Source organism: Aestuariibaculum scopimerae (assembly GCF_059428085.1).
The window spans coordinates 1-22,500 of the sequence record NZ_CM182089.1 but is presented as its reverse complement, the minus strand read 5'-3'; the positions used below and the strand labels follow the sequence as shown (position 1 = coordinate 22,500).

At 35.0% G+C, this 22,500-nt stretch carries 20 protein-coding genes (1 of these 20 only partly in view); 7 read left to right on the top strand and 13 right to left on the bottom strand.

All coding sequences use genetic code 11. The features are described from left to right. Window positions 1-2,395, top strand: the 3' portion of a protein-coding gene (locus tag AC5SR4_RS00100; RefSeq protein WP_495357520.1) for a helix-turn-helix domain-containing protein. The gene continues 56 nt to the left of window position 1, outside the view; 2,395 of the gene's 2,451 nt are visible here — the last part of the coding sequence; its start codon lies beyond the left edge, outside the window; its stop codon occupies window positions 2,393-2,395. 120 nt (window positions 2,396-2,515) lie between these two features. After that, entirely contained in the window at window positions 2,516-3,016 is a 501-nt protein-coding gene (locus tag AC5SR4_RS00095; RefSeq protein WP_495357519.1) for a hypothetical protein, read from the top strand. Here AC5SR4_RS00095 and AC5SR4_RS00090 read toward each other — a convergent pair. The 10 genes from AC5SR4_RS00090 to AC5SR4_RS00045 all read right to left on the bottom strand — a co-directional run bounded on the left by AC5SR4_RS00090 (window position 3,013) and on the right by AC5SR4_RS00045 (window position 15,654). Next, window positions 3,013-3,246 (bottom strand): DUF6095 family protein, encoded by a 234-nt coding sequence (locus AC5SR4_RS00090; protein WP_495357518.1) that lies wholly within the window; start codon window positions 3,244-3,246, stop codon window positions 3,013-3,015. The two genes, AC5SR4_RS00095 and AC5SR4_RS00090, sit on opposite strands and share 4 nt — an antisense overlap. Continuing rightward, window positions 3,236-4,054, bottom strand: a complete 819-nt coding sequence (gene murQ, locus AC5SR4_RS00085; protein WP_495359206.1) for an N-acetylmuramic acid 6-phosphate etherase — start codon at window positions 4,052-4,054, stop codon at window positions 3,236-3,238. The genes AC5SR4_RS00090 and murQ overlap by 11 nt, the downstream gene beginning before the upstream one ends. A 65-nt stretch (window positions 4,055-4,119) precedes the next feature. Further along, on the bottom strand, window positions 4,120-4,938 hold the full coding sequence (locus AC5SR4_RS00080; RefSeq protein ID WP_495357517.1) for a DUF4249 domain-containing protein: 819 nt from the start codon (window positions 4,936-4,938) through the stop codon (window positions 4,120-4,122). A gap of 4 nt (window positions 4,939-4,942) precedes the next feature. Next, window positions 4,943-7,318: a TonB-dependent receptor gene (locus tag AC5SR4_RS00075; protein WP_495357516.1), complete on the bottom strand. Its 2,376-nt coding sequence runs from the start codon at window positions 7,316-7,318 to the stop codon at window positions 4,943-4,945. A 251-nt stretch (window positions 7,319-7,569) separates the two neighbouring features. Further along, window positions 7,570-9,783: an NADP-dependent isocitrate dehydrogenase gene (locus AC5SR4_RS00070; protein ID WP_495357515.1), complete on the bottom strand. Its 2,214-nt coding sequence runs from the start codon at window positions 9,781-9,783 to the stop codon at window positions 7,570-7,572. An 858-nt stretch (window positions 9,784-10,641) separates the two neighbouring features. Beyond that, a complete protein-coding gene (gene rplS / locus AC5SR4_RS00065; protein ID WP_495357514.1) occupies window positions 10,642-10,992 on the bottom strand; it encodes a 50S ribosomal protein L19 in 351 nt (116 codons plus the stop codon). A 129-nt stretch (window positions 10,993-11,121) separates the two neighbouring features. Beyond that, entirely contained in the window at window positions 11,122-11,799 is a 678-nt protein-coding gene (gene trmD / locus AC5SR4_RS00060; protein ID WP_495357513.1) for a tRNA (guanosine(37)-N1)-methyltransferase TrmD, read from the bottom strand. A gap of 116 nt (window positions 11,800-11,915) precedes the next feature. Continuing rightward, on the bottom strand, window positions 11,916-12,512 hold the full coding sequence (locus AC5SR4_RS00055; protein ID WP_495357512.1) for a tRNA (guanine-N1)-methyltransferase: 597 nt from the start codon (window positions 12,510-12,512) through the stop codon (window positions 11,916-11,918). A 140-nt stretch (window positions 12,513-12,652) separates the two neighbouring features. Then, window positions 12,653-14,101, bottom strand: coding sequence for a glyceraldehyde-3-phosphate dehydrogenase (locus tag AC5SR4_RS00050; RefSeq protein ID WP_495357511.1), 1,449 nt, complete (start codon window positions 14,099-14,101; stop codon window positions 12,653-12,655). Between the two features lie 140 nt (window positions 14,102-14,241). Beyond that, on the bottom strand, window positions 14,242-15,654 hold the full coding sequence (locus tag AC5SR4_RS00045) for a trypsin-like peptidase domain-containing protein (protein ID WP_495357510.1): 1,413 nt from the start codon (window positions 15,652-15,654) through the stop codon (window positions 14,242-14,244). A 210-nt stretch (window positions 15,655-15,864) separates the two neighbouring features. On the opposite strand from AC5SR4_RS00045, the gene dapF reads away from it, so the two are divergent. The 5 genes from dapF (at window position 15,865) to AC5SR4_RS00020 (ending at window position 19,884) form a co-directional block, all read left to right on the top strand. Then, window positions 15,865-16,638 (top strand): diaminopimelate epimerase, encoded by a 774-nt coding sequence (gene dapF, locus AC5SR4_RS00040; RefSeq protein ID WP_495357509.1) that lies wholly within the window; start codon window positions 15,865-15,867, stop codon window positions 16,636-16,638. Continuing rightward, complete coding sequence (locus AC5SR4_RS00035) at window positions 16,635-17,159, top strand: GNAT family N-acetyltransferase (RefSeq protein WP_495357508.1); 525 nt, start codon at window positions 16,635-16,637, stop codon at window positions 17,157-17,159. Before dapF ends, AC5SR4_RS00035 begins: the two co-directional genes overlap by 4 nt. Beyond that, window positions 17,160-18,203, top strand: a complete 1,044-nt coding sequence (gene mltG / locus AC5SR4_RS00030; RefSeq protein ID WP_495357507.1) for an endolytic transglycosylase MltG — start codon at window positions 17,160-17,162, stop codon at window positions 18,201-18,203. Window positions 18,204-18,244: 41 nt separating this feature from the next. Then, window positions 18,245-19,114: a DUF2279 domain-containing protein gene (locus AC5SR4_RS00025; protein WP_495357506.1), complete on the top strand. Its 870-nt coding sequence runs from the start codon at window positions 18,245-18,247 to the stop codon at window positions 19,112-19,114. 110 nt (window positions 19,115-19,224) lie between these two features. After that, a complete protein-coding gene (locus AC5SR4_RS00020) occupies window positions 19,225-19,884 on the top strand; it encodes a peptidoglycan-binding protein LysM (protein WP_495357505.1) in 660 nt (219 codons plus the stop codon). Window positions 19,885-19,887: 3 nt separating this feature from the next. On the opposite strand, the gene AC5SR4_RS00015 is transcribed toward AC5SR4_RS00020, so the two are convergent. From AC5SR4_RS00015 to dnaA, 3 genes are read right to left on the bottom strand one after another with little or no spacing between them, the layout of a single operon-like run. Further along, on the bottom strand, window positions 19,888-20,604 hold the full coding sequence (locus AC5SR4_RS00015) for an SAM-dependent methyltransferase (RefSeq protein WP_495357504.1): 717 nt from the start codon (window positions 20,602-20,604) through the stop codon (window positions 19,888-19,890). 3 nt (window positions 20,605-20,607) lie between these two features. Next, the gene (locus AC5SR4_RS00010; protein WP_495357503.1) at window positions 20,608-21,060 is read right to left on the bottom strand and encodes a low molecular weight protein-tyrosine-phosphatase; all 453 of its coding nucleotides are present in this window, start codon (window positions 21,058-21,060) and stop codon (window positions 20,608-20,610) included. Window positions 21,061-21,072: 12 nt separating this feature from the next. After that, complete coding sequence (gene dnaA / locus AC5SR4_RS00005; RefSeq protein WP_495357502.1) at window positions 21,073-22,500, bottom strand: chromosomal replication initiator protein DnaA; 1,428 nt, start codon at window positions 22,498-22,500, stop codon at window positions 21,073-21,075.

Here is a 22,500-nt window from a genome sequence, read left to right as displayed (position 1 = left end):
TTCTATATTCTTAACGGGTAAGGCAGGTACAGGAAAAACCACTTTTTTACATAAGCTAAAATTAAAATCATTAAAGCGTATAGTAGTTGTAGCACCAACAGGTGTTGCGGCCATTAATGCTAAAGGGGTAACAATACACTCATTTTTTCAATTACCTTTTGGTCCCATTTTGCCTGAAACGGATTTAAACAGCTCTTCAGGATTTAACAGGAAATTTAGTAAGACCAAAATCAATATTATAAAGTCTATGGACTTATTGATTATTGATGAAATAAGTATGGTTAGAGCCGATTTATTGGATGCCATCGATAGAACTTTGCGTCGTTTTAGGAATAGAAATCAAGTTTTTGGAGGGGTACAAGTTTTAATGATAGGCGATTTACAGCAGTTATCACCTGTTATTAGAGAAGACGAGTGGGAGCTCCTTAGGCGTACTTATAAGAACGGTTTCTTTTTTAGTAGCCATGCATTTCAAGAAAGTCAAGCTTTAACCATTCAGTTAAGACATATTTACAGGCAGGAGAATCCACAATTTATTCAAATCTTGAATGAGATTCGTAATAATACGTTAAGTGAAGCTTCAGCAAACGCATTAAACAAGCGATATATTCCCGATTTCAAGCCAGAGGCTAATGCAGGCTATATTTCATTAACAACCCACAATGCACGTGCCGAATCAAATAATAAGGCAGAGTTAAATAAGCTAAATACTGAAACACATACTTACAGGGCCAGTGTAGAGGGGAAATTTCCAGAATATGCCTATCCAAATAGTGAGGTTTTGGAATTAAAAGTAGGGGCCCAGGTCATGTTCATTAAAAATGATAGCAGTCCCGAAAAGCGCTATTTTAATGGTAAAATTGGTAAGGTTATTCATTTGGATCAAGATGAAGTGGTTGTACATTGTCCTGATGATGACTTTAGTATTATCACTACACCAGAAATATGGGAAAATATAAACTATAGTGTTGATGCCAAAACCAATGCCATTGTGGAGGATAAAGTAGGAGCTTTTACGCAAATACCACTACGCTTGGCTTGGTCTATTACCATACATAAAAGTCAGGGATTAACATTTGAAAGGGCAATTATAGATGCCCAAGGAGCTTTTGCACATGGGCAAACATATGTGGCCTTAAGTAGGTGTAAATCCTTAGAAGGATTGGTGTTAAAAAGTAAAATAGGTGCCCAACAAATAATAAATGATAACAATGTGGCATCCTTTAATAAGCATGCTGAAGATAATGTACCAGATGCTGCCATGTTACTGGATTCCCAAAGGGCATTTCAATTGGATATTATTTTGGAAGTTTTTGATTTTTTTGAGTTTCTATACCCTGTAAACAGACTCTTGGATATTTACTATAAAAACCGAAATAGTATTCAAGGCGATATGGAAACTTCTTTATTGACGATTAAAAACTGTATTACTGATTTTTTAAAAATAAAGACTGGATTTGAGGCGCAATTAAAAAAACTTTCCCAAAGTGATACTTTGCCTGAATTAAATGAAACCATACAAGAACGCTTTAAAAAAGCCATTCACTACTTTGGTGCAGAAACAGAAAAGAGTATTATAACATCATTAAAGTCTCTACAGTTTACAACAGATAATAAAGCTGTTGAGAATGACCTAGACAAGCATATTGAAACGATTGAGGGACTACTATCTACCAAGCAGTTATATTTTGAAGGTTTAAAAGAAGGATTTAATACAGGTACTTTTTTGGAATTGCGAACCAAGTCGGTTTTTCTTAGTAAGGAGAAACCTAAAAAGGTTAAAAAGCAAGTTTTAGATAGCACAAATAACATGGAGTTGTTTGAATTACTTAGAGGTTTAAGGAGTGACATTGCCCATGAAAATGACTTATTGCCTTACCAAGTATTCACACAAAAAGCACTGTATGGCATGTGCGAAGCCTTGCCCCAAACAACAAAGGAGCTTAAACAGGTTCATGATATGGGGAATGTACGGGTAAAAAGGTATGGTGAAGCGATTTTGGGTGTTATAAAAATGTATTGCGATAATCATAATGTTGATCTTTCCCAACGCGTGGATATTTATAGTAATAAAACGAAACCACCTAAAAAGAGTAAGATAGATACTAAAAAAGTATCCTTGGAAATGTTTAAAACAGGAAAGGCTATTGAAACTATTGCAGAGGAGCGGGGTTTTGTTACTGGAACTATTTTTTCACACTTGGTTAGTTTTATTGACTCTGGTGAAATTAAGGTTACTGATTTAATGCCTGAACAGCACTACAAGGAGCTTATGGAAATTATACCGAATATGTCTTTTGATAATTTAAGTGATTTAAAGCATCAATTGGATGAAAAGTATACTTATGAGGAGTTACGATTAGTTTTAAAGATAAAAATGGAACACTTCAATTAGAATGTTTAATCCATGTCTTTCTTACTCTATAGTAATTTAAAATATTCCGTAAGGATATTGAAAGAAAGAGACTAAGCTTTATAATTTTTAAGTTGAAATATTTTAATTATTTTAGTGTGCATGAATATAATCATCCAATCTACTTTAAAAACACTCGTTAAGTCTAAAGCGCTTTTAGAACATTTAACCGATGATATTTTGTGTAATGCTACTGTTTCGCCCTATTACTCAAGTATAGGCACCCATGTAAGGCATATTTTGGATTTTTATGATTGTATTTTTAACATGAACACCGAGCAACAAATAGATTTAACGGCTAGATCAAGAAACAGAAAAGTTGAAAGTAGGTGTTCAGAAGCTTTAACCTATTTGGAAGTGATAACCAAAAAACTTCAGATGATGGATAATGATATTGATAAAAGCGTTATTGTTTTTGATGATTTAGGCATGGGGAAGATTAAAATGACATATACTATGGGCGCTCTATTGTCACAAGCCAATAGCCATACCATACATCATTACGCCATTATTAATTATATACTTAATGGATTAAATATAAGCTTGCCAGATTCCGATTTTGGTTATAACCCTACTACCCCTAAGCAGACAACTGTAAGTTAGTCTTTTTTAAACATACTGGACATAATAACTTTGATACCCTTAAAAAGTAAAAACACGGCCATAGCACAAATTAGGCAAGCCACAATTAATAATGGGATATAAAGCGTGTTCTCTTTGTCTGAAAGTGCCATATGCATTAATATGGGTCCCATAAAAAGACTTAATAATGCAAATATGAGTGTTTTAATGCCTTTTACGAGTAGTTTTCTATCGGTTTTTTTAGTTTCCATTATTATAGTTTTTAATTGCTAAGCGTACATTTTTATAAGTACTTAAAAGGGTCTTAGCTTCAGCTTCTGAAATATTGAGTTCTGTCATTATCATTTTGGTGCCTCGATCTACCAACTTATTATTGCTTAGTTGCATATCGACCATTTTATTGCCTTTAATATGTCCTAATTGAATCATGGTAGTAGTAGTTATCATATTAAGGATAAGCTTTTGGGCAGTACCTGCTTTCATTCGGGAGCTTCCAGTTACAAATTCGGGCCCTACAATCACTTCAATTGGATATTGTGCTGTTTGTGATAGTGGACTGTTTTTATTACTGGTAATACAGCCTGTTACAATATTGTTTTCGTTGCATATTTTTAAGGCAGAAATAACGTAAGGAGTTGTGCCAGAAGCTGCAATGCCAATAACAACATCTTTATCTGTAATTTGATAAGCTTTTAAATCTTCCCAACCTTGTGTGGTAGAATCTTCTGCAAACTCCACCGCTTTTCTAATGGCAGAATCGCCTCCAGCAATCAATCCAATAACAAGATTGTGTGATACACCAAATGTTGGTGGACATTCAGATGCGTCCAAAATCCCTAAACGGCCACTAGTACCAGCACCTATATAAAATAAGCGCCCACCATGTTGTAATTTTTCCACGATAACTTGAACTAGTTTTTCTATGTGTGGAATTACTTTTTCTACTGCCAGAGGTACGGTTTTGTCTTCATTATTGATATTGCTCAATAATTGGGATACACTCATTTTCTCTAAGTGATCGTAGTTGGAATCTTGCTCGGTAGTCTTTGTAAAGCCCATGCACCAAAAATACACATTTTTTAGCTTGAACATATAATTTTTTCAATACTATAATACCTATAAAATCACTCAACTATATAGGTAAATGAAGCCACTTCTGAAGCTCTGAAATAGCCTAATGGATAGTTGTCGGGGTTGGTTTCATTAGTGCAATTACCCCTTACAGATGCAGGCTGTGTTTGAAAAGGATCGCCAGATTCATCATCAGTTTGCTCTAATAATTTAAACATATATTCGTAGTAGCGTTTTGAAATGCCATAGCTTCTAACAATAAGTTCATCCCCTGTAGAAAGATCTTCGTCAGCGTGAAAAGCAAAAATTTGATTTCCATCTGTAAACTCATCATTGTAAACTTCAAGGCTCAATGCTTTGGTTTTTGTATTTATAAATTCAAATAAATAAAAGTTCTCAATGTCCTTAGGATCTGTATAAAAAGCTTTAATTTCAGTGTCATCTCCTGAAAAACCACCATTATTTTTTTGAGCAATAGAGTCTATGGGTACTATGGGTAAGAGTGTTTCTGTTGCTGTATATACCTCCTCATTATACACAATTCTAAGGGTATAGGTAAAATTAACTCTTGGCACAAATGTAGGATGCCTATATATGCCGGTGGTCCCCTCTTCATTAAAGCGATATCTGGAGTTGTTTTGGTCCTGAATAATAACTCTGGCACCCGTTGCAGGCGGTATAATAGTATCAAAATAGGGAGCTGTGAGTGTAAGCTTAATAAATTGGTTGCTAGATGTTGAGTTTTTTTGCTTGTTTAAAGAGGCATCTATAACTAGCCTAGGCGTAGTAGGTGTGTTTAGGTTTATTTCTATAACATCTTCACAGGAGGAGAACAGCAATATGGTTATTAGAAAAAGTGATAAAGTTTTCATAAGCTTAAAACTTAAAATTATATGAAATAGACGGTACAATCCCAAATATTGATAAACGTGTTGCTTCATTTATAGAAGCTTCTCTGTTTTGTCTAAAAGAAATAGATGCTGCATTTTTTCGGTTGTACACATTGTAAATACCAAATACCCAATAGCTTTGCCAACCTTTTGTTTTATTTGGTTTTGGGGTATAGGTCGCAGATAGATCTAAGCGGTGATAGGTTGGTAATCTGTTTGAATTCCTGCTACTATAGTTAGGCACTATAATGCCGTTGTATTCATATTGGCCATTTGGGAAGGTGGTTGGTTGCCCAGTTTGAAATAGTGCATTGGCATTTAGCTTCCATTTATTGCTAAGGGTGTAATTTCCTGTAAATGATATGTCGTGTGTTTTATCATAGGGCGTTTTATACCATTCCCCATTGTTGATGCCCAGTTCGTTAAGACTTCTGCCTTTGGTTTGTTGCTCAGACCGTGATAGGGTATAAGCCAGCCAACCCTTAAAGTTGCCTTCATTTTTTCGCAGTAAGAACTCCATGCCATAAGCACGGGCACGGCCATTTAAAATAACCTGCTCAATGGCGTTATTGGCAATTAAGTTGGCACCATCAATATAATCAATGCGGTTTTTTACGATTTTATAAAAACTTTCAATCTCTAAGGAGTATATATTGTTCTTAAAATTTTTAAAATACCCTAATGCATATTGATGCAATAGCTGTGGTTTTACATATTTGCCACTAGGTGTCCAGACATCCAAAGGTGTTGGAGAGCTTGTATTTGATAATAAATGTAAGTACTGGCTCATTTTATTATAGCTGGCTTTTATGGAACTGTTGTCATTAATTTGATAAGCTAATGATAAGCGGGGTTCTAAATTAAAAAATTTACTTATTACATTATGGCGTTTATAGGTTAGGGTATCTACAGGTTCTGCTTTTTCATAAATTTGTAAGTTATCATTAAAAACAACAGCTTGATCATTTTCATACAGGTAGAGCTCATCTTGCCCAAGCCTTAGAAAAGAACTGGCCCGAACTCCATAGGACAAGGCTAGCTTATCTGTAATTTTATGCTCTGAATCAATGTAGGCCGCATTCTCTAAAGCGTATTTATCGGTAAGTTTAAAGGGGTTGATACCTGAGGTTTCTTTTGTTGGTTTTATTTCGCCAGGGTTGAATTTGTAATAAATGCTATTAACCCCAAACTGAAGCTTTACGGTATTGCTTAAGTAATATTTGAAGTCGTATTTTAAATTGAAATTTTGTATGCCAGATATCCAATCAAACTCCACAAAGTTAAGCTTTAGGTCATAGTAATAATCTGAGTATATAAGTGAGGCATTAGAGAATAGTTTATCTGAAAATAAATGGTTCCACCTAAAATTAAAAACGGCATTGCCATAAATGTTTTCAAAGGAATCTTGGATATTGAAAACATCACGACCAAAATAGCCAGAAAGGTAAATATTATTGTTGTTGTTTATTTTATAACTCAGTTTGGTATTTAAATCATAGAAATAGGCAATATTATCAATATCAAAAAGTGGCAAAAATAAATGGGCATAGCTTGACCTGCCACCAAAAAGAAAAGAACCTTTATCTTTTTTAAGTGGTCCTTCAGCAAGCAATCGACTGGATACAAGCCCAATACCACCATTCATATGAAATGTTTTACTATTGCCCTCTTTTTGGTAGATGTCTAAAACGGATGATACTCGTCCACCATACCTAGCTGGAATACCACCTTTGTACAATTTAAGATCTTTTATGGCATCTGGGTTAAAAACAGAAAAGAAACCAAATAAATGGGAGGAATTGTAAATTACGGCTTCGTCCAAAAGAATTAGGTTTTGATCTGCCGAGCCACCCCTTACATTAAAACCAGAAGCACTTTCGCCTGCCGTGGTAACACCTGGTAATAAGGCAATGGCTTTTATAATATCAGATTCTCCCAATACTACAGGAATTTCTTTTATGGTATTAGCAGTAAGCCTGTTAACACTCATTTGAGGCGTTTGTAGGTTGAGTTTCTCTACATTTCTGGTAATAACCACTTCATCTAAGTCTTCTACAGCATTTGTTAAGCTAAAGTTTTTAGTAATATTTTTGTTGAGAGCTATGGTTTCAACCCTATTGTTAAAACCCAGATAACTAATGGAGATACTATAGGTGCCTTTGGGTAAAGTTATGGAATAAAACCCATAAGCATTGGTTGTTGTTCCTGTGTTTAAGTCTGGAAATAGGATGCTTACACCAATTAGGGTTTCATTACTTTTTTCTTCGGTAATGGTACCACTTATGGTGTATTTTTCTTGTCCTATTGTTAGATTGGTGCTAAAACAGTATATAAAAAGAAAACATAATACTATGTTCTTCATCAAAATCTTTTTTTATAAAAATATAAAAAACATATTGAAGACGAACTAACTGTTGTATTAATATTGTGATGATGTTAAGCTTAAAGAACAACTTGTTCTTAACTTATAAGTAAGTTGATGACAACCTATAAGTAAGTTGATGACAACCTATAAGTAAGTTGATGACAACCTATAAATAAGTTGTCCATAAGTTAAAGACAACTTGATTATAAGTTATAATCAAGTTGTTTTCAACTTAAAGTGTTTTTGGTTTATTGTAGTATGATATTGTTAAAGGTATTGCTTGGTCTCATAACCTCATTGATTAATGTTTCGTTGGGTTCGTAATAACCGCCTATATCTACAGGTTTTCCTTGTATATCTTCTAATTCCTTTATGATAACTGCTTCGTTTTCTGCTAATTGATTGGCAATTGGTGCAAACTCGGCCTTTAAACTTTCATCTTGGTTTTGGTTGGCAAGTTCTTGTGCCCAATACATGGCTAAATAAAAGTGACTGCCTCTATTATCCAACTCGCCTACATTTCTTGAAGGTCCTTTTTTATTTTCTAAAAGCCTTCCTGTAGCATCATCTAGGGTTTCTCCTAAAATCTTGGCTTTGGAATTATTGTTAACGTCGCTAAAGTGTTCTAATGAAACAGCCAGCGCCAAAAATTCTCCTAAGGAATCCCATCTTAGATGATTTTCCTCCAATAATTGTTGTACATGTTTAGGGGCTGATCCACCAGCACCAGTTTCAAATAATCCCCCACCATTCATTAACGGCACAATAGATAGCATTTTAGCACTGGTACCTACTTCCAATATAGGGAACAGGTCGGTTAAATAATCACGTAACACATTTCCTGATACAGAAATGGTATCCAGTCCAGCTTTAAGTCTTTCACAAGTAAATAATGTGGCCTCTATAGGGGATAGGATTCTTAGGTCCAATCCAGATGTATCGTGGTCTTTTAAGTATGTATTTACTTTTTCAATTAATTGGGCATCGTGAGCCCTGTTTTTATCTAACCAAAAAACAGCTGGTGTTTCTGAGGCTCTGGCTCTAGTTACGGCTAATTTTACCCAATCTTGGATGGGCGCGTCTTTAGTTTGGCACATTCTCCAGATATCTCCAGTTTCAACAGCATGCTCTATCAATATATTACCGTCAGCATCAATAACGGCCACGGTACCACTGGAAGTCATTTCAAATGTTTTGTCATGCGATCCGTATTCTTCTGCTTTTTGTGCCATTAAGCCAACATTTGGAACGGTTCCCATAGTAGCTGGGTCAAAAGCACCATTCCTTTTACAGAAATCTATAGTAGCAGCATATACACCTGCATAGCTACTATCAGGAATTACCGCTTTAGTATCTTGAAGCTTACCATCGGCATTCCACATTTGGCCAGATGTGCGGATCATGGCAGGCATGGAGGCATCGATAATAACATCGCTGGGGACGTGTAAATTAGTAATGCCCTTATCACTATTTACCATAGCTACAGCAGGGCCTGTTTTAAAGGCTTCATCAATATCTGCTTGAATTTCACGTTGTTTTGCTTCGGGTAATTCTTTAATTTTTTCTACCAGATTTCCAAAACCGTTATTAACATCAACACCTATAGACTCTAATGTTTCAGCATGTTTGCTAAATACATTTTTAAAAAAAGTCTTTACAGCGTAGCCAAATATGATAGGGTCGCTCACTTTCATCATGGTACCTTTCATATGTAGTGAAAACAATACGCCTTTGGCTTTTGCATCGGCTACTTGGGCTTCGAAAAAATTGACCAGAGCTGTTTTGCTCATCACGGTAGCATCAATAATCTCACCTTTTAACAATGCAAAACTATCCTTTAGAATTGTTACGTTCCCTTGGTTATCGGTGTGTACAATTTTTACATTGGTGGCTTCTGGTAAGGTTACTGACTTTTCGTTATGTGCAAAATCATTGGCTTCCATAGTTGCCACATGTGTTTTAGAATTGGGACTCCAGGCACCCATACTATGCGGATTGTTTTTAGCGTAGTTTTTTACAGCTTTAGGAGCACGTCTATCGGAGTTACCTTCACGAAGTACAGGGTTTACAGCACTTCCTTTAACTTTGTCGTAGCGTGTTTTTATCTCTTTTTCAACATCATTACTGGGTTCGTCCGGATAATTAGGTATACCAAAACCTTGCGTTTGTAATTCTTTTATGGCAGCTTTTAATTGTGGTATTGAAGCACTGATATTTGGAAGTTTTACAATATTGGCTTCGGGTTTTTTAGCCAATTCACCCAGTATTGCTAAATCGTCTGAAACACGTTGATCTTCATTTAGATAATCTGGAAAAACGGCTAGTATTCTTGCTGCTAAAGAAATATCTTTTGTTTCTATATTAATGCCAGATGACTTTACAAAAGCTTTAACGATAGGTAAGAAAGAACGTGTAGCTAAAGCTGGTGCTTCATCGGTTTTTGTATAAATAATTTTAGACATTACTTTGACTGTTTTTATTGTTTTTTTAGTTTAATAATTTGGAAAAATAATTGCTATTTTTTTGGAATTGCGAATATACAAAAATTGCATCTTAATAGGGTTTAAAAATTAGATGAAAAGTATTAAAAACACTAAGATTTGAAAGAATTGTAAAAAAGTTTGAAACTGGTAAGAATTTAGTAAAAAAATGAGTGGGATGCTAAAAATACAAAAGCCATATCACTGCAGAATTGAATCTGCTCTGACATGGCTTTCTTTGAAATAACATAACGTGACCTAATTAGTATTGCTACTAAATCAGTTTAAATTTTCATCTAAACCTTTTCAATTCAAGTGCTGTTATTTCAAGGAAACATTTTGTGATGTAATTTTCAAAATGTATTGACGTATTACCAAAATGTTTCTGTTAATTGTTTTTCTTGATGCATTAGCTCACCGTTCGCTTTCGCGTTAAGCTTGCTATTAGCATTGCCTTTTAACAACACCATACTCTTTCGATTATGTTGTCTTTAATGGCTTTCAATTATACTAGTTGCTCCCTGCTTTCGCATGGAGTACTTTTTATAATATCTTGGTTTCTTGCTCACAAACGCTTACACGTTGCACAAAAAAACCTCAAAAAACAATTTAATAAAGAACGTTACCTTATTTAGTATATAATATAAATTCATTGTTGAGATGAAACCAACCGAGGTTGTTATTATTACTTCGACTAAAGTAACACCTAAATTTGAATTTGCAAATTTTTTAAGGAGTTTAATATTAACCTTTTATAAACCGAAGTTATTAACAATGGTTAATAAAAAAAGCCTTGAATTATTTTCAAGGCTTTTTTTTGCTTTTAGTGAAAGAAGATAATTAGTGTCTACTTTCTTTAATTCTTGCTTTTTTACCTGTAAGTCCTCTAAAATAGTAAATTCTTGCTCTACGCACTTTACCACGTTTGTTGACTTCAATTTTTTGTAATGCTGGTAAATTTATAGGGAAAATACGTTCTACCCCTATGGTACCAGACATTTTTCTGATAGTGAAAGTTTCTGATGCTCCAGTACCTCTTCTTTGTATTACAACGCCTCTAAAAAACTGAGTACGTGTTTTATTACCTTCTTTAATTTCGTAATAAACTGTAATGGTGTCTCCAGCTCCAAAATCTGGAAAGTCTTTCTTTTCTATAAATTCGTCTTGAACAAATTTTACTAAAGATTCCATGTCTTTAAATTTAAAATGGTTGATCCGGAACAACATTCACGATTCTCGCCAGAGGTTAACCCGAAATTGGCTGCAAAGATAATTAAAAAGTTAAAAGATTAAAGTGAAAAGTGAAAAGTTTTTAAAATTTTAATCTTCCAATAAATCTGGTCGTCGTTCCTTGGTTCTTAAAAAAGCCTGTTCTTCGCGCCATTTTTCTATTTCTGGTAGATTCCCACTAAATAGTAGCTCAGGCACTTTCCATCCTTTGTACTCTCTAGGCTTTGTATATATGGGTGGCGCTAATAAGTTGTCTTGAAATGAATCGGTTAGGGCCGAGGTTTCGTTGCCCAATACTCCAGGTATTAAACGTATGATGGCATCACAAAGTACAGCAGCACCTAATTCACCGCCGGACAGCACATAATCGCCAATCGATATTTCTTGGGTTATAAAATGGTCACGTACCCTTTGATCAACACCTTTATAATGTCCGCACAGAATAATGATATTCTTTTTTAGAGATAGTTTATTGGCAAGTCCTTGTTTTAAAGTCTCTCCGTCTGGAGTCATATAGATTATCTCGTCATAATGCCGTTCTGCTTTTAACTTGGATATGCACTTATCAATAGGTTCTACCATCATAACCATACCAGCACCACCTCCAAACTGGGTATCGTCTACCGATTTATAGTTATCAGATGCATAGTCTCGTAGATTATGCAGGTGCACCTCTACCAACTGGGCTTCAATGGCACGCTTTAAAATAGAAGCTTCAAAAGGGCTTTTAAGCAATTCTGGCAAAACGGTAATGATATCTATGCGCATAGTCATTTTTTGTGTCCTGCAAAGATAATTGAATTAATATATTTTTGTTTGACTTGGGGCGCATAAAAAAACTGTAGCAAAACTACAGTTTTATAATTTTATTAATGCGCGCTATCTTATTTATGTTTATTGATTTCGTCTTGTAATTGACGTCGTACTTTTTGTTCCCGTTCTAAAGCTGTTTTACGGTGTTCATCAAATTCCTCTTCGATGTCTGCCAATGCTTTTTTTGCATTTCTAGTAATAACGTTACTATTTTTAAATTTATAGATAAATAAAATTAGCAGTGCCAGTAATGCAGCAATGATAAACCACATAAGCAGACTGTAATTGGACTTGCTCATTTGCATGCCAAAAAATGTCATGCTATCTTTTTCTTTATTGGTTTTGTCTAGTGTATTTTGGGTTTCTGAAAGCTTTAATTTTAAATCTGATATTTCCTTGGTTTGCGATTTTACAACAAGTTGTGTGTCGGCCAAATCCTTATGAACAGCATTTAATGTATCTATGGTGTGGGCTTTCAAGGCGTAGAGCCATACCTTTTTTATAACTTTATATTCTTGATAGTTATTTGAACGCCTAATAACAAATTCAAATTGGTTGTCTATGGTCCCACTATTTAGGGACAATTTATCATCATCTGTATCGGTTTGAGCAAAAGTTGTTAGTGTAAATAAGAAAGTTAAAAAGGCTACGTATTTAATACAATTCATTTTTAGAACAGGTTTTGGTTGTTTTGGTTTTACTAATGTATAAAATTATGTTTATTTAAAAGATTAAATTAACAAAAAGCCCCACAATTAGTGAGGCTAAATTATATACGTTATAAAAAATAATTTAGACGTTTATATGATTAATAATATGTATAACGTCTAACCTTAGCAATATATTTTGCAAGTCGGATAACTTGGTGGCTATATCCATACTCATTATCATACCATATATATATTACGGCATTTTTTCCATCAGGGCGAACAATGGTGGCTTTACTGTCATAAATTGCTGGTGCAGAACAGCCAACAATATCGCTAGAAACAAGCTCATCACTTAATTCATATTTTATTTGCTCAACAAGATTTCCTTCTAATGCATATTTTTTAATAATGGTATTGATACCTTCTACAGATGTTTTGTTCTTAAGTTCAACATTTAAGATGGCCAATGACCCATTGGGAACAGGAACCCTAATGGCATTTGAGGTGAGTTTCCCTTTTAAACTAGGAAGTGCTTTTGCTACAGCGTTACCGGCACCAGTTTCAGTAATAACCATATTTAAAGCAGCAGCACGTCCGCGTCGGTATTTTTTATGGAAATTATCAACCAAGTTTTGATCGTTTGTATAGGCATGTATAGTTTCTAGGTGTCCGCTTTTAATACCAAAAGAATCTTCAATGGCTTTTAGTACAGGGGTAATGGCATTGGTTGTACAGGATGCTGCTGAAAAAATATCTATAGTGTCTGGATTGTTTTCTAAATGATTAACTCCATAAACAACATTGGGCACCTCTTTTCCTGGAGCAGTTAGCAATACTTTATCTATACCCTTGCTTTTTAAGTGTTTGCTTAATGCAGCTTTATCTCTAAAGGCACCGGTGTTATCTATAACCAAAGCTTTGTTAATGTTATATTTTGTATAATCAATTTCTTCTGGGGTGTTGGCCGAGATCATATGGACGGTAGTACCATTAATATTTAAGGCCATATTTTTAAGATCTACAGATACTGTTCCAGAAAATTCACCGTGTACAGAGTCGTTGCGTAATAGCGCAGCTCTTTTTTCTAAAATTTGTTCATCAATAGCACCACGGGTTACAATGGCCCGCAAACGCAATTGTGAACCTTTGCCAGTACGGACCATAAGTTCCCTGGCAACCAAACGGCCAATTCTACCAAAGCCATAAAGCACAACATTTTTAGGTTGTATAGAAGCCGTTTTATTGGCATCTTTAAGTTTTGATGCAACAAATGATGTGGCGTTATTGTGCCTGTTGTCATCAGAATGGAATTCGTAGGTCAATTTTCCAATATCCAATTTGGCCATTGAAACATCAAGTGTTTTTATAGCTTGGGCAATTTCAACGGAGTCGAATATGGAAATGGGTTTTTGAACAAACTTAGCGGCATATTCATGCAGGTTAAGAATTTGGCTCACATTTTTATCAATTAATTGATTGCGAAAAAGTACCAATTCAATAGATTTGTCATACCATAAATCGTTTACAATTTTAATGAACTCTACAGTAGCTCTTCTACGATCGGCTTGAAAGGCTAATTCCTTTTCGTAATTTTTGTTAAAAGGCATTGCTAAATAGTTTAGTTTAATTTAAAATTTTTGGCAAAAGTATTATATTTCAAACGTTTTCGTAGCGTATTTTAACAAAAAAATAACCTCTTAAAATTTACTTCTAAGAGGTTTGTGTTTTTTTGAGCAATTAGTACTTATTATCTAAAATTATAGCGTTCTTTTTCTCCGTTGGAATTTATAAGCTCTATTCTTAAAGGTTCGTAAGACGCTTTATTTTTTATGGCTGCTTGGGCGTCATCTACCGAGTGTATTTTAGTGCCGTTAATAGATGTTATGATGGCACCCTCCCTGACGTCATTATTCTTCCAATAGTCTTCATATTCACCATTAAGTTCTATTATTTTTACACCATTGGGTGCATTCAGTCTTTTCAAATCTTCTTTCTTGGCATTTTTAACTCTACCAACCAAAGGGAGTTTGTAGGTTTCATTTCTGGATAAGGTCACAGGAATGGTTTTAATACCACCATTTCTAGATATTTTAAGTGTTACCACGTCATTAACACGTCTGGCTCCAATATGTCCGGTGAGGTCGGCGAACTTAGATACTTTAATATTATCAATTTCTTTAATGATATCACCTTTTTGGATACCAGCTTTATCTGCACCAGAGTCCTCAATAACTTCTGCGACATAAATACCCTCGGTATCATTAACGCCTAAACCCTCTGCAAAAGCACTGTTTAATGCGTTACCACTAATACCAAGAATACCATTTTGTACATTCCCGTATTCCATGATGTCTTCAATAACCCTACGGGCAATATTACTGGGTACTGCAAACGAATACCCAATATATGAACCTGTTTGCGACGAAATAGCGGTATTAATACCTATAAGTTCGCCCTTAGTGTTAACAAGTGCACCTCCCGAATTACCTGGGTTTACAGCGGCATCGGTTTGAATAAATGATTGTGTGTATTTCCCTGTAGGATCTAAATTTCTGGACTTAGCACTTATAATTCCAGCTGTAACCGTAGAAGTTAAATTAAAGGGGTTTCCAACGGCCAACACCCATTCGCCAATTTTAGCTTGATCGGAATCAGCAAAGGTAATGTAGGGAAGGTCTTCTTCTGGTTCTATTTTCAATAGGGCGATATCTGTTTTAGGGTCAGAACCAACAATTTCAGCATTATAAGTTTTGTTGTTGTTTAGTGTTACAGATAACTCATCAGAATTATTAATAACATGGTTATTCGTGATAATATATCCATCAGCATTGATAATAACTCCCGAGCCAGTACCTAGTTGAGCACGTTGTGAGCCACCTCTTCCAAAAAACAAATCTTCAAAAGTCATTTGTCCTTTACTAATGGAAACATTTTTAACGTGAACCACTGCATTTACGGCATTTTCAGCAGCTATTGTAAAGTTAGGTGCTTCATCTGTATTTGCTATGGTACTAAAGTTACTAGTTGGTAAGTACGACGGACTTGTAATAGTAGTGGCGGTTATGGCCTTTTTTTCAGGCTCTAAGAAAAGCTTATAAGCTCCTAATGTTATAAAACCACCTAATACCGAAACTAATACTAATGATAAAATCTTTTTCATAATTTCTGTTTTAATTAATATTTCAAATTTTTTGCTTAACCATACTTGAAGTAGTCATAAGAAATCAAGTTCTAAAAAATGTATGCTTTAAGCTTTAATTTTGTTTTAAGAACGATTAAAATTAAATATTTATTGAATTGACTATTCAACTTTAACGACTATTTAACAATCAAAAAAACGGTTTAATATTTATATATTTGTGCTTTGATTATGCAACAGACTTTTTATAAATATCAAGGAACAGGTAATGATTTTGTGATGATTGATAATCGTCAACAAACATTCGACAAAAATAATACCAAACAGGTAGCTTTTCTATGCGACCGACGATTTGGCATAGGGGCTGATGGTCTTATTTTGCTTGAAAACCATCCTACGTTGGATTTTAAAATGGTATACTACAATGCCGACGGCAATGAAAGCAGCATGTGTGGTAATGGTGGGCGTTGTTTGGTGGCATTTGCAAAAGATTTGGGTGTGATTCAAGATCAAGCCGTCTTTGAAGCTGTTGATGGGGTACATCATGCTACCATTAATAAAACAATAGTTAAGCTGCAAATGCAAGACGTGGATGTTGTGGAAAAGCACGCCCAGCATGTTTTTTTGGATACTGGGTCGCCACATCATGTGCAATTTGAAACACATATTGAAGACTTTGATATTAAAACAAAAGGTGCCAATATTCGATATGGTGAACCTTATAATGAAGCGGGCAGTAACGTTAATTTTGTTAAGAAAATTAATGATCAAATTTTTGCTGTAAGAACCTATGAACGTGGTGTTGAAGATGAAACTTTGTCATGCGGAACAGGTGTTACAGCTGTTGCTTTGGCAATGCATGCTCTGAATGAAACCGATAAAAACCTTATAACCTTAAAGGCTCAAGGAGGAGAATTGCAGGTATCCTTTGATGTAGAAAATGGTTCTTATAAGAACGTATGGCTTATTGGTCCAGCAATGTTTGTTTATAAAGGAGTTATATGATTACGTTAAAAGGCAAGACCATATATTTGCGGGCACTAGAGCCAGAAGACCTGGACTTTGTATATGAGATTGAAAATGACGAAGCCATTTGGGAAATAAGCAATACCCAAACACCCTATTCCAGATATTTGATAAAACAGTATTTAGAGCAGGCCCATAAAGATATTTTTGAGGTAAAACAATTGCGGCTTGTTATATGTAGTAATGATGATGTAGCTATAGGTTTGATTGATTTATTTGATTTTGATTATAAGAATAGAAGAGCTGGCGTAGGTATCTTGATCAAAGATATTAAGAACCGTTCCAAGGGGTATGGCAAAGAAGCTATTCAACAACTAATTAAATATAGTTTCTTGCATTTGGGGTTGCACCAATTATATTGTAATATTTCCGAAGAAAATGATGCCAGTATAAAACTGTTTGCCAACCAAGGTTTTAAGAAAGTCGGTTTAAAAAAAGACTGGAACTATGTTAATGGTTCTTTTAAAAATGAATATTTATATCAGCTTATAAAAAATTAAATGTACATTAAAAAAATACTTATTGTTATTGTATTTATAGGGTTGGCTGTGGCTGCATATTTTGCCAATTTTGTTTATAAGGCCATGTTAAAACCCAATACAGCCTTTAATAACGAGAAGGCCTATGTTTACATCCCCACAAATGCTAATTATGCTACTGTTAGAGACCAATTGGAACCCTTATTGGAAGATATCGAATCTTTTGATGATTTGGCAAAGCAAAAAAAGTATGTTTCCAATATTAAAGCAGGTCGCTTTGTTATTGAAAAGGGGATGAGCAATAATGATATTATAAATTCCATTAGAAGTAAGAACTTACCTTTACAATTATCCTTTAACAACCAAAACTCTTTAGAGAAGTTGGCGGGTAGAGTTAGTGCACAAATTGAAGCGGATAGCATATCATTATTGCGAGCCATGAAAGATTCTACTTTTTTGGCCGAAAATAATTTTAGTGAAGCTACAGCTTTAGGTATGTACTTGCCCAACAGTTATGAGTTTTTTTGGAATTCTTCGGCCGAGCTTTTTAGAGATAGAATGCTTAAAGAATACCATCGCTTTTGGAATGCCGATAGAAAATCTAAAGCGAAAGCAATAGGACTTTCACAAGACGAAGTTATGGCCCTGGCCTCGATAGTTTATGAAGAATCTAAACAGGTTTCAGAACAACCCAGGGTTGCAGGCGTCTATATGAACCGGATTAGAATTGGTATGCCGCTTCAAGCCGATCCAACATTAAAGTTTGCTGCTTATAAATTGCCCAAATACAAAAACACTATTATTAAGCGTGTATTGAATGTGCATAAGGATATAGATTCTCCATACAATACTTATAAGCATTTAGGTTTACCACCAGGGCTTATAGCTATGCCCGAGATATCTGCTATAGATGCCGTACTAAATTATGAAAAGCACAAATATTTGTATTTTGTTGCCGATGCACAGCGTTTGGGATACCATAAATTCTCTAAAACACTCGCTCAGCATAATATTAATGCTAGAGCATATCAGCGGTATTTGTCATCTCAAGGTATTAATAGGTAGTGAGGTTTACTGCAATAACATACCTGTTATTTTTTGTGTTATTGCCATTTTTTTCCTTTTCACAATCCCAACGCAATGTTTTTTTAGAACCTAGTGATACGCTTCATGTGTCTAGGCGAAATGCGGTTGTAATTTCAGAAGTATCATTTGCTGGGTTAACCCTGCTTGGGTTGAACCAACTTTGGTATTCAGATTATCCACGTTCAAAGTTTCATACGGTGAATGATAATAACGAATGGCTGCAAATGGATAAAATAGGTCATGTATTTACATCTTACCAATTGGGAAAGCATGGTGTACAACTTTTAAATTGGAGTGGCGTAAGCAGAAATGAGCAATTGATATATGGTGCTACATTAGGGTTTGGGTTTTTAAGTGCAGTAGAGATCTTAGATGGTTTTTCGCAAGAATGGGGTTTTTCTTGGGGGGATATTTTAGCAAATGCTACAGGAACAGGGTTGTATGTTGGACAAGAATTATTGTGGAAAGAACAACGCATTGCGCTTAAGTTTTCATTTCATCAAACTACATATGCCTCTCAAAACCCTGATAAATTGGGTAAACACTTTTTGGAACAGATTTTGAAAGACTATAACGGACAAACTTATTGGTTAAGTGCCAATTTGCATGCCTTTTTTAAGGAAAGCAAGCTGCCCAAATGGTTAAATATTGCAGTAGGATATGGCGCTCAGGGGATGCTTTCTGGAATTAAAGATGTTGACAATCAGTTGTTAACAAATAAAAGTAGGTATAGGCAGTTCTATTTAAGTTTCGATGTAAATTTGAATCGCATTAAAACAAACTCTAATTTATTGAAGGTGGTTTTTGATGTTTTTAACATGATAAAAGTACCTTTTCCTACATTGGAATTTAATAATAAAGGGTGTGCATTTCATCTATTCTACTACTGAAAAAAGTAGATAAACGAGTAATTTTGATATAATAATAAAAATATCTAATTTTGCACGCTCAAATTTTCAAGCATTTTTACGCAGTAATTGTGCTGAAGAAATTTAGAATTATGAGAAAAAATATTGCAACTTACTTAGCATTATCTTTTACAATATGTATTCTATTGTATGTGTCGTTCTCATCAAATGAAACGATAGATTTGGGTAAGTATTCAACAGAAGGCTTAGAGTTACACTATACTGTTAGCCAAGACGCCAACATCACTAATGATGTTTTAGCGTCTAATGATGTGAACAAAACATTTTCTCCTTATTTAGGAAAATCTTTTGTAGGTTTTAAAGAAGCGTTAGCTTTTAAAGAGTCTGGGGGTGATTATTTTACGGTTAATACATTAGGGTATTTGGGGAAATACCAATTTGGAAAAGAAACGTTAAAGATGATCGGGATTAAAAATCCGCAGCAATTTTTAAATAATCCTGTATTGCAAGAGCGTGCATTTATTGCAAATGCCGAGCGTAACAAATGGATTTTACGTAGAGACATTAAGAATTTTGTTGGAAAGCGTATAAATGGCATATTGGTTACAGAGTCTGGTATTTTAGCAGCTGCGCACTTAGCAGGTCCCGGTAGCGTGAAGAAATACTTAAGAAGTTACGGGTTAGATAATTTTGAGGACAGTTATGGTACTAGTATCGAGTATTACATGAAACGATTTTCTGGTTATGATACGTCCTTTGTTAAAGCAAACAGAAAAGCAAAAGCTATTTAAGGATTAGCTTTTATGAATAATGAATATCGTAGGTCTTTTATGAAGGTCTACGATATTTTTTTTCCATGTACTTGCAGATTGTGTTTTTATAAACTCAGTAGGTAAGGTAAGGTCGCAGGCCACACATACTGCAGTATTTTTATCTAAAATGTTCGATAAATCTTCAAGCATTTTATTGTTTCGGTAAGGGGTTTCAATAAAAATTTGCGATTGGTTGTGCTCAAATGATAACCGTTCTAAGCGCTTAATTTCGGCTTTACGTTCCCCTTTGTCTATAGGTAAATAGCCATTAAAGGCAAACCGTTGTCCGTTCATGCCAGAGCTCATCATAGCCATTAGTATGGAGGACGGTCCTACTAAAGGCACTACTTTTATGTTTTTTTGGTGCGCTAGGTTTACTATGTCTGCTCCTGGATCAGCTACACCGGGGCACCCCGCTTCAGATAAAAGCCCCACATCAATGCCGTTAAGGCAGGGTTCTAAAAAACTGGGTAATTCACTGCTATCTGTAAACTTGTTCAGGTGAAACATGTTTAAATTGGGCTGTGGTTTATGGGGTGCTATCTTTTTTATAAAACGCCGTGCTGTTTTGTCATTTTCAACTATGTAGGTGTTAATCTTGTCTATGGTACTTTTTACAGTAGCGGGCAACACTTCCAGGGGATCGTTATCCCCCAAAGTGGTTGGTATTAAGTACAATATGCCTTTACCTGCAACCATGATTTAAGTTAATCTGTTGGCAATTACAGTACAGGCTTCATCTAGCATCTTATAAACATTTTCAAATCCTTGGTCTCCACCATAATAAGGATCTGGAACCTCAAAGTTTTTATTGGGATGAATTTCGTTTAGAATAAGCTTTACTTTAGCTTTATCGTTATCAGTTCTGGCTAAAGCGGTAACGTTGTGGTAATTTGATTCATCCATAACATAAATATAATCAAACCTATCAAAATCTGCTTGGGTAAATTGGCGGCCTTTTAAGTTTGAAATGTTTAAACCGTGCTTTCTTGCTACAGCAACAGATCTGCTATCTGGAGCACTACCGGTATGGTAGTTTGCAGTACCGGCAGAGTCCACTTTAAAATTGTTTGTTGGAAGTTTGGATTTTAATATGCCTTCTGCTAATGGCGAACGACATATATTGCCCAAACATACCATTAGAATTCTAGTCATTATAAAATTATTTTATACCGAAAGTTTTTTGGTAATATCCTCAACATATTTCCTGAACTGTTTGTCTGTTGAGGTTAAATTATCAACAGTTTTGCAGGCATGCAATACGGTGGCATGGTCACGTTTACCTATTTGCGAACCAATGCTGGCCAAGGATGCTTTTGTGAATTTTTTGGCAAAGAACATAGCCAATTGCCTAGCTTGCACAATATGGCGTTTTCTGGTTTTGGATTGTAGGGTATCGATATCCATTTGGAAATAATCGGACACTACTTTTTGTATATAATCTATAGATACTTCGCGTTTGGTGTTTTTTACAAACTTCTCAACAATAATTCTGGCAAGGTCTAATGTAATCTCTTTTTTGTTGAAGGACGATTGCGCTATTAATGAAATGATGGCGCCCTCTAGCTCCCTTACGTTTGATTTGATGTTTTTAGCAACATATTCAATAATATCTTCAGGCATTTCAACACCGTCTCTGTACAATTTGTTTTTTAGTATAGAAACTCTGGTTTCAAAATCTGGTGTTTGCAATTCGGCAGATAGCCCCCATTTAAAACGGGATAGTAGGCGTTGTTCTATATCTTGCATATCAACAGGTGCTTTATCACTTGTTAATATTACCTGCTTTCCGTTTTGGTGTAAATGGTTGAATATGTGAAAGAAAACGTCTTGTGTTCCAGTCTTACCAGAAAGGAATTGCACGTCGTCTATAATAAGGACGTCAATAATTTGGTAAAAATGAATAAAATCATTTCGGTTGTTCTTCTTAACGGAATCTATGTATTGTTGTGTAAATTTTTCAGCTGATATGTATAGTACTGTTTTTTCTGGATATTTATCCTTGATATCTACACCAATGGCATGTGCTAAATGTGTTTTTCCAAGGCCAACCCCTCCAAAAACAAGCAAAGGATTAAAGGACGTTCCTCCAGGTTTGGCTGCAACGGCTAATCCAGCACTTCTGGCCAAGCGGTTAGAATCGCCTTCCAAAAAGTTTTCAAAACTGTAATTGGGATTAAGTTGCGATTCAATCTTAACATTTCTAATGCCTGGAATAACAAAAGGGTTTCGTAATTCAGGACTTTTATTGTTAAGAGGGATGTCTACTTCTTGTGATTTTACGGCAGTTCTATTAGAACTGGGTATTTTTTCTGTAAAAGGTTGTCTGTTACCATAGGTGTTTTCCATTTTAATAATGTAAACAAGTTTGGCTTTTTCGCCCAACTCCTTGGTTAAAGATACTTTTAGAATTTTAACATAATGTTCTTCAAGCCATTCATAGAAAAATTTACTGGGAACCTGTATACTTAAGGCGTTATCAGTGAGTTTTACTGCGATAATTGGTTCGAACCAAGTTTTATAAGCTTGCGGTTGGATGTTATCCTTTATGAATTCAAGACAGTTATTCCATACCGATTGCGCAGTTTTACTCAT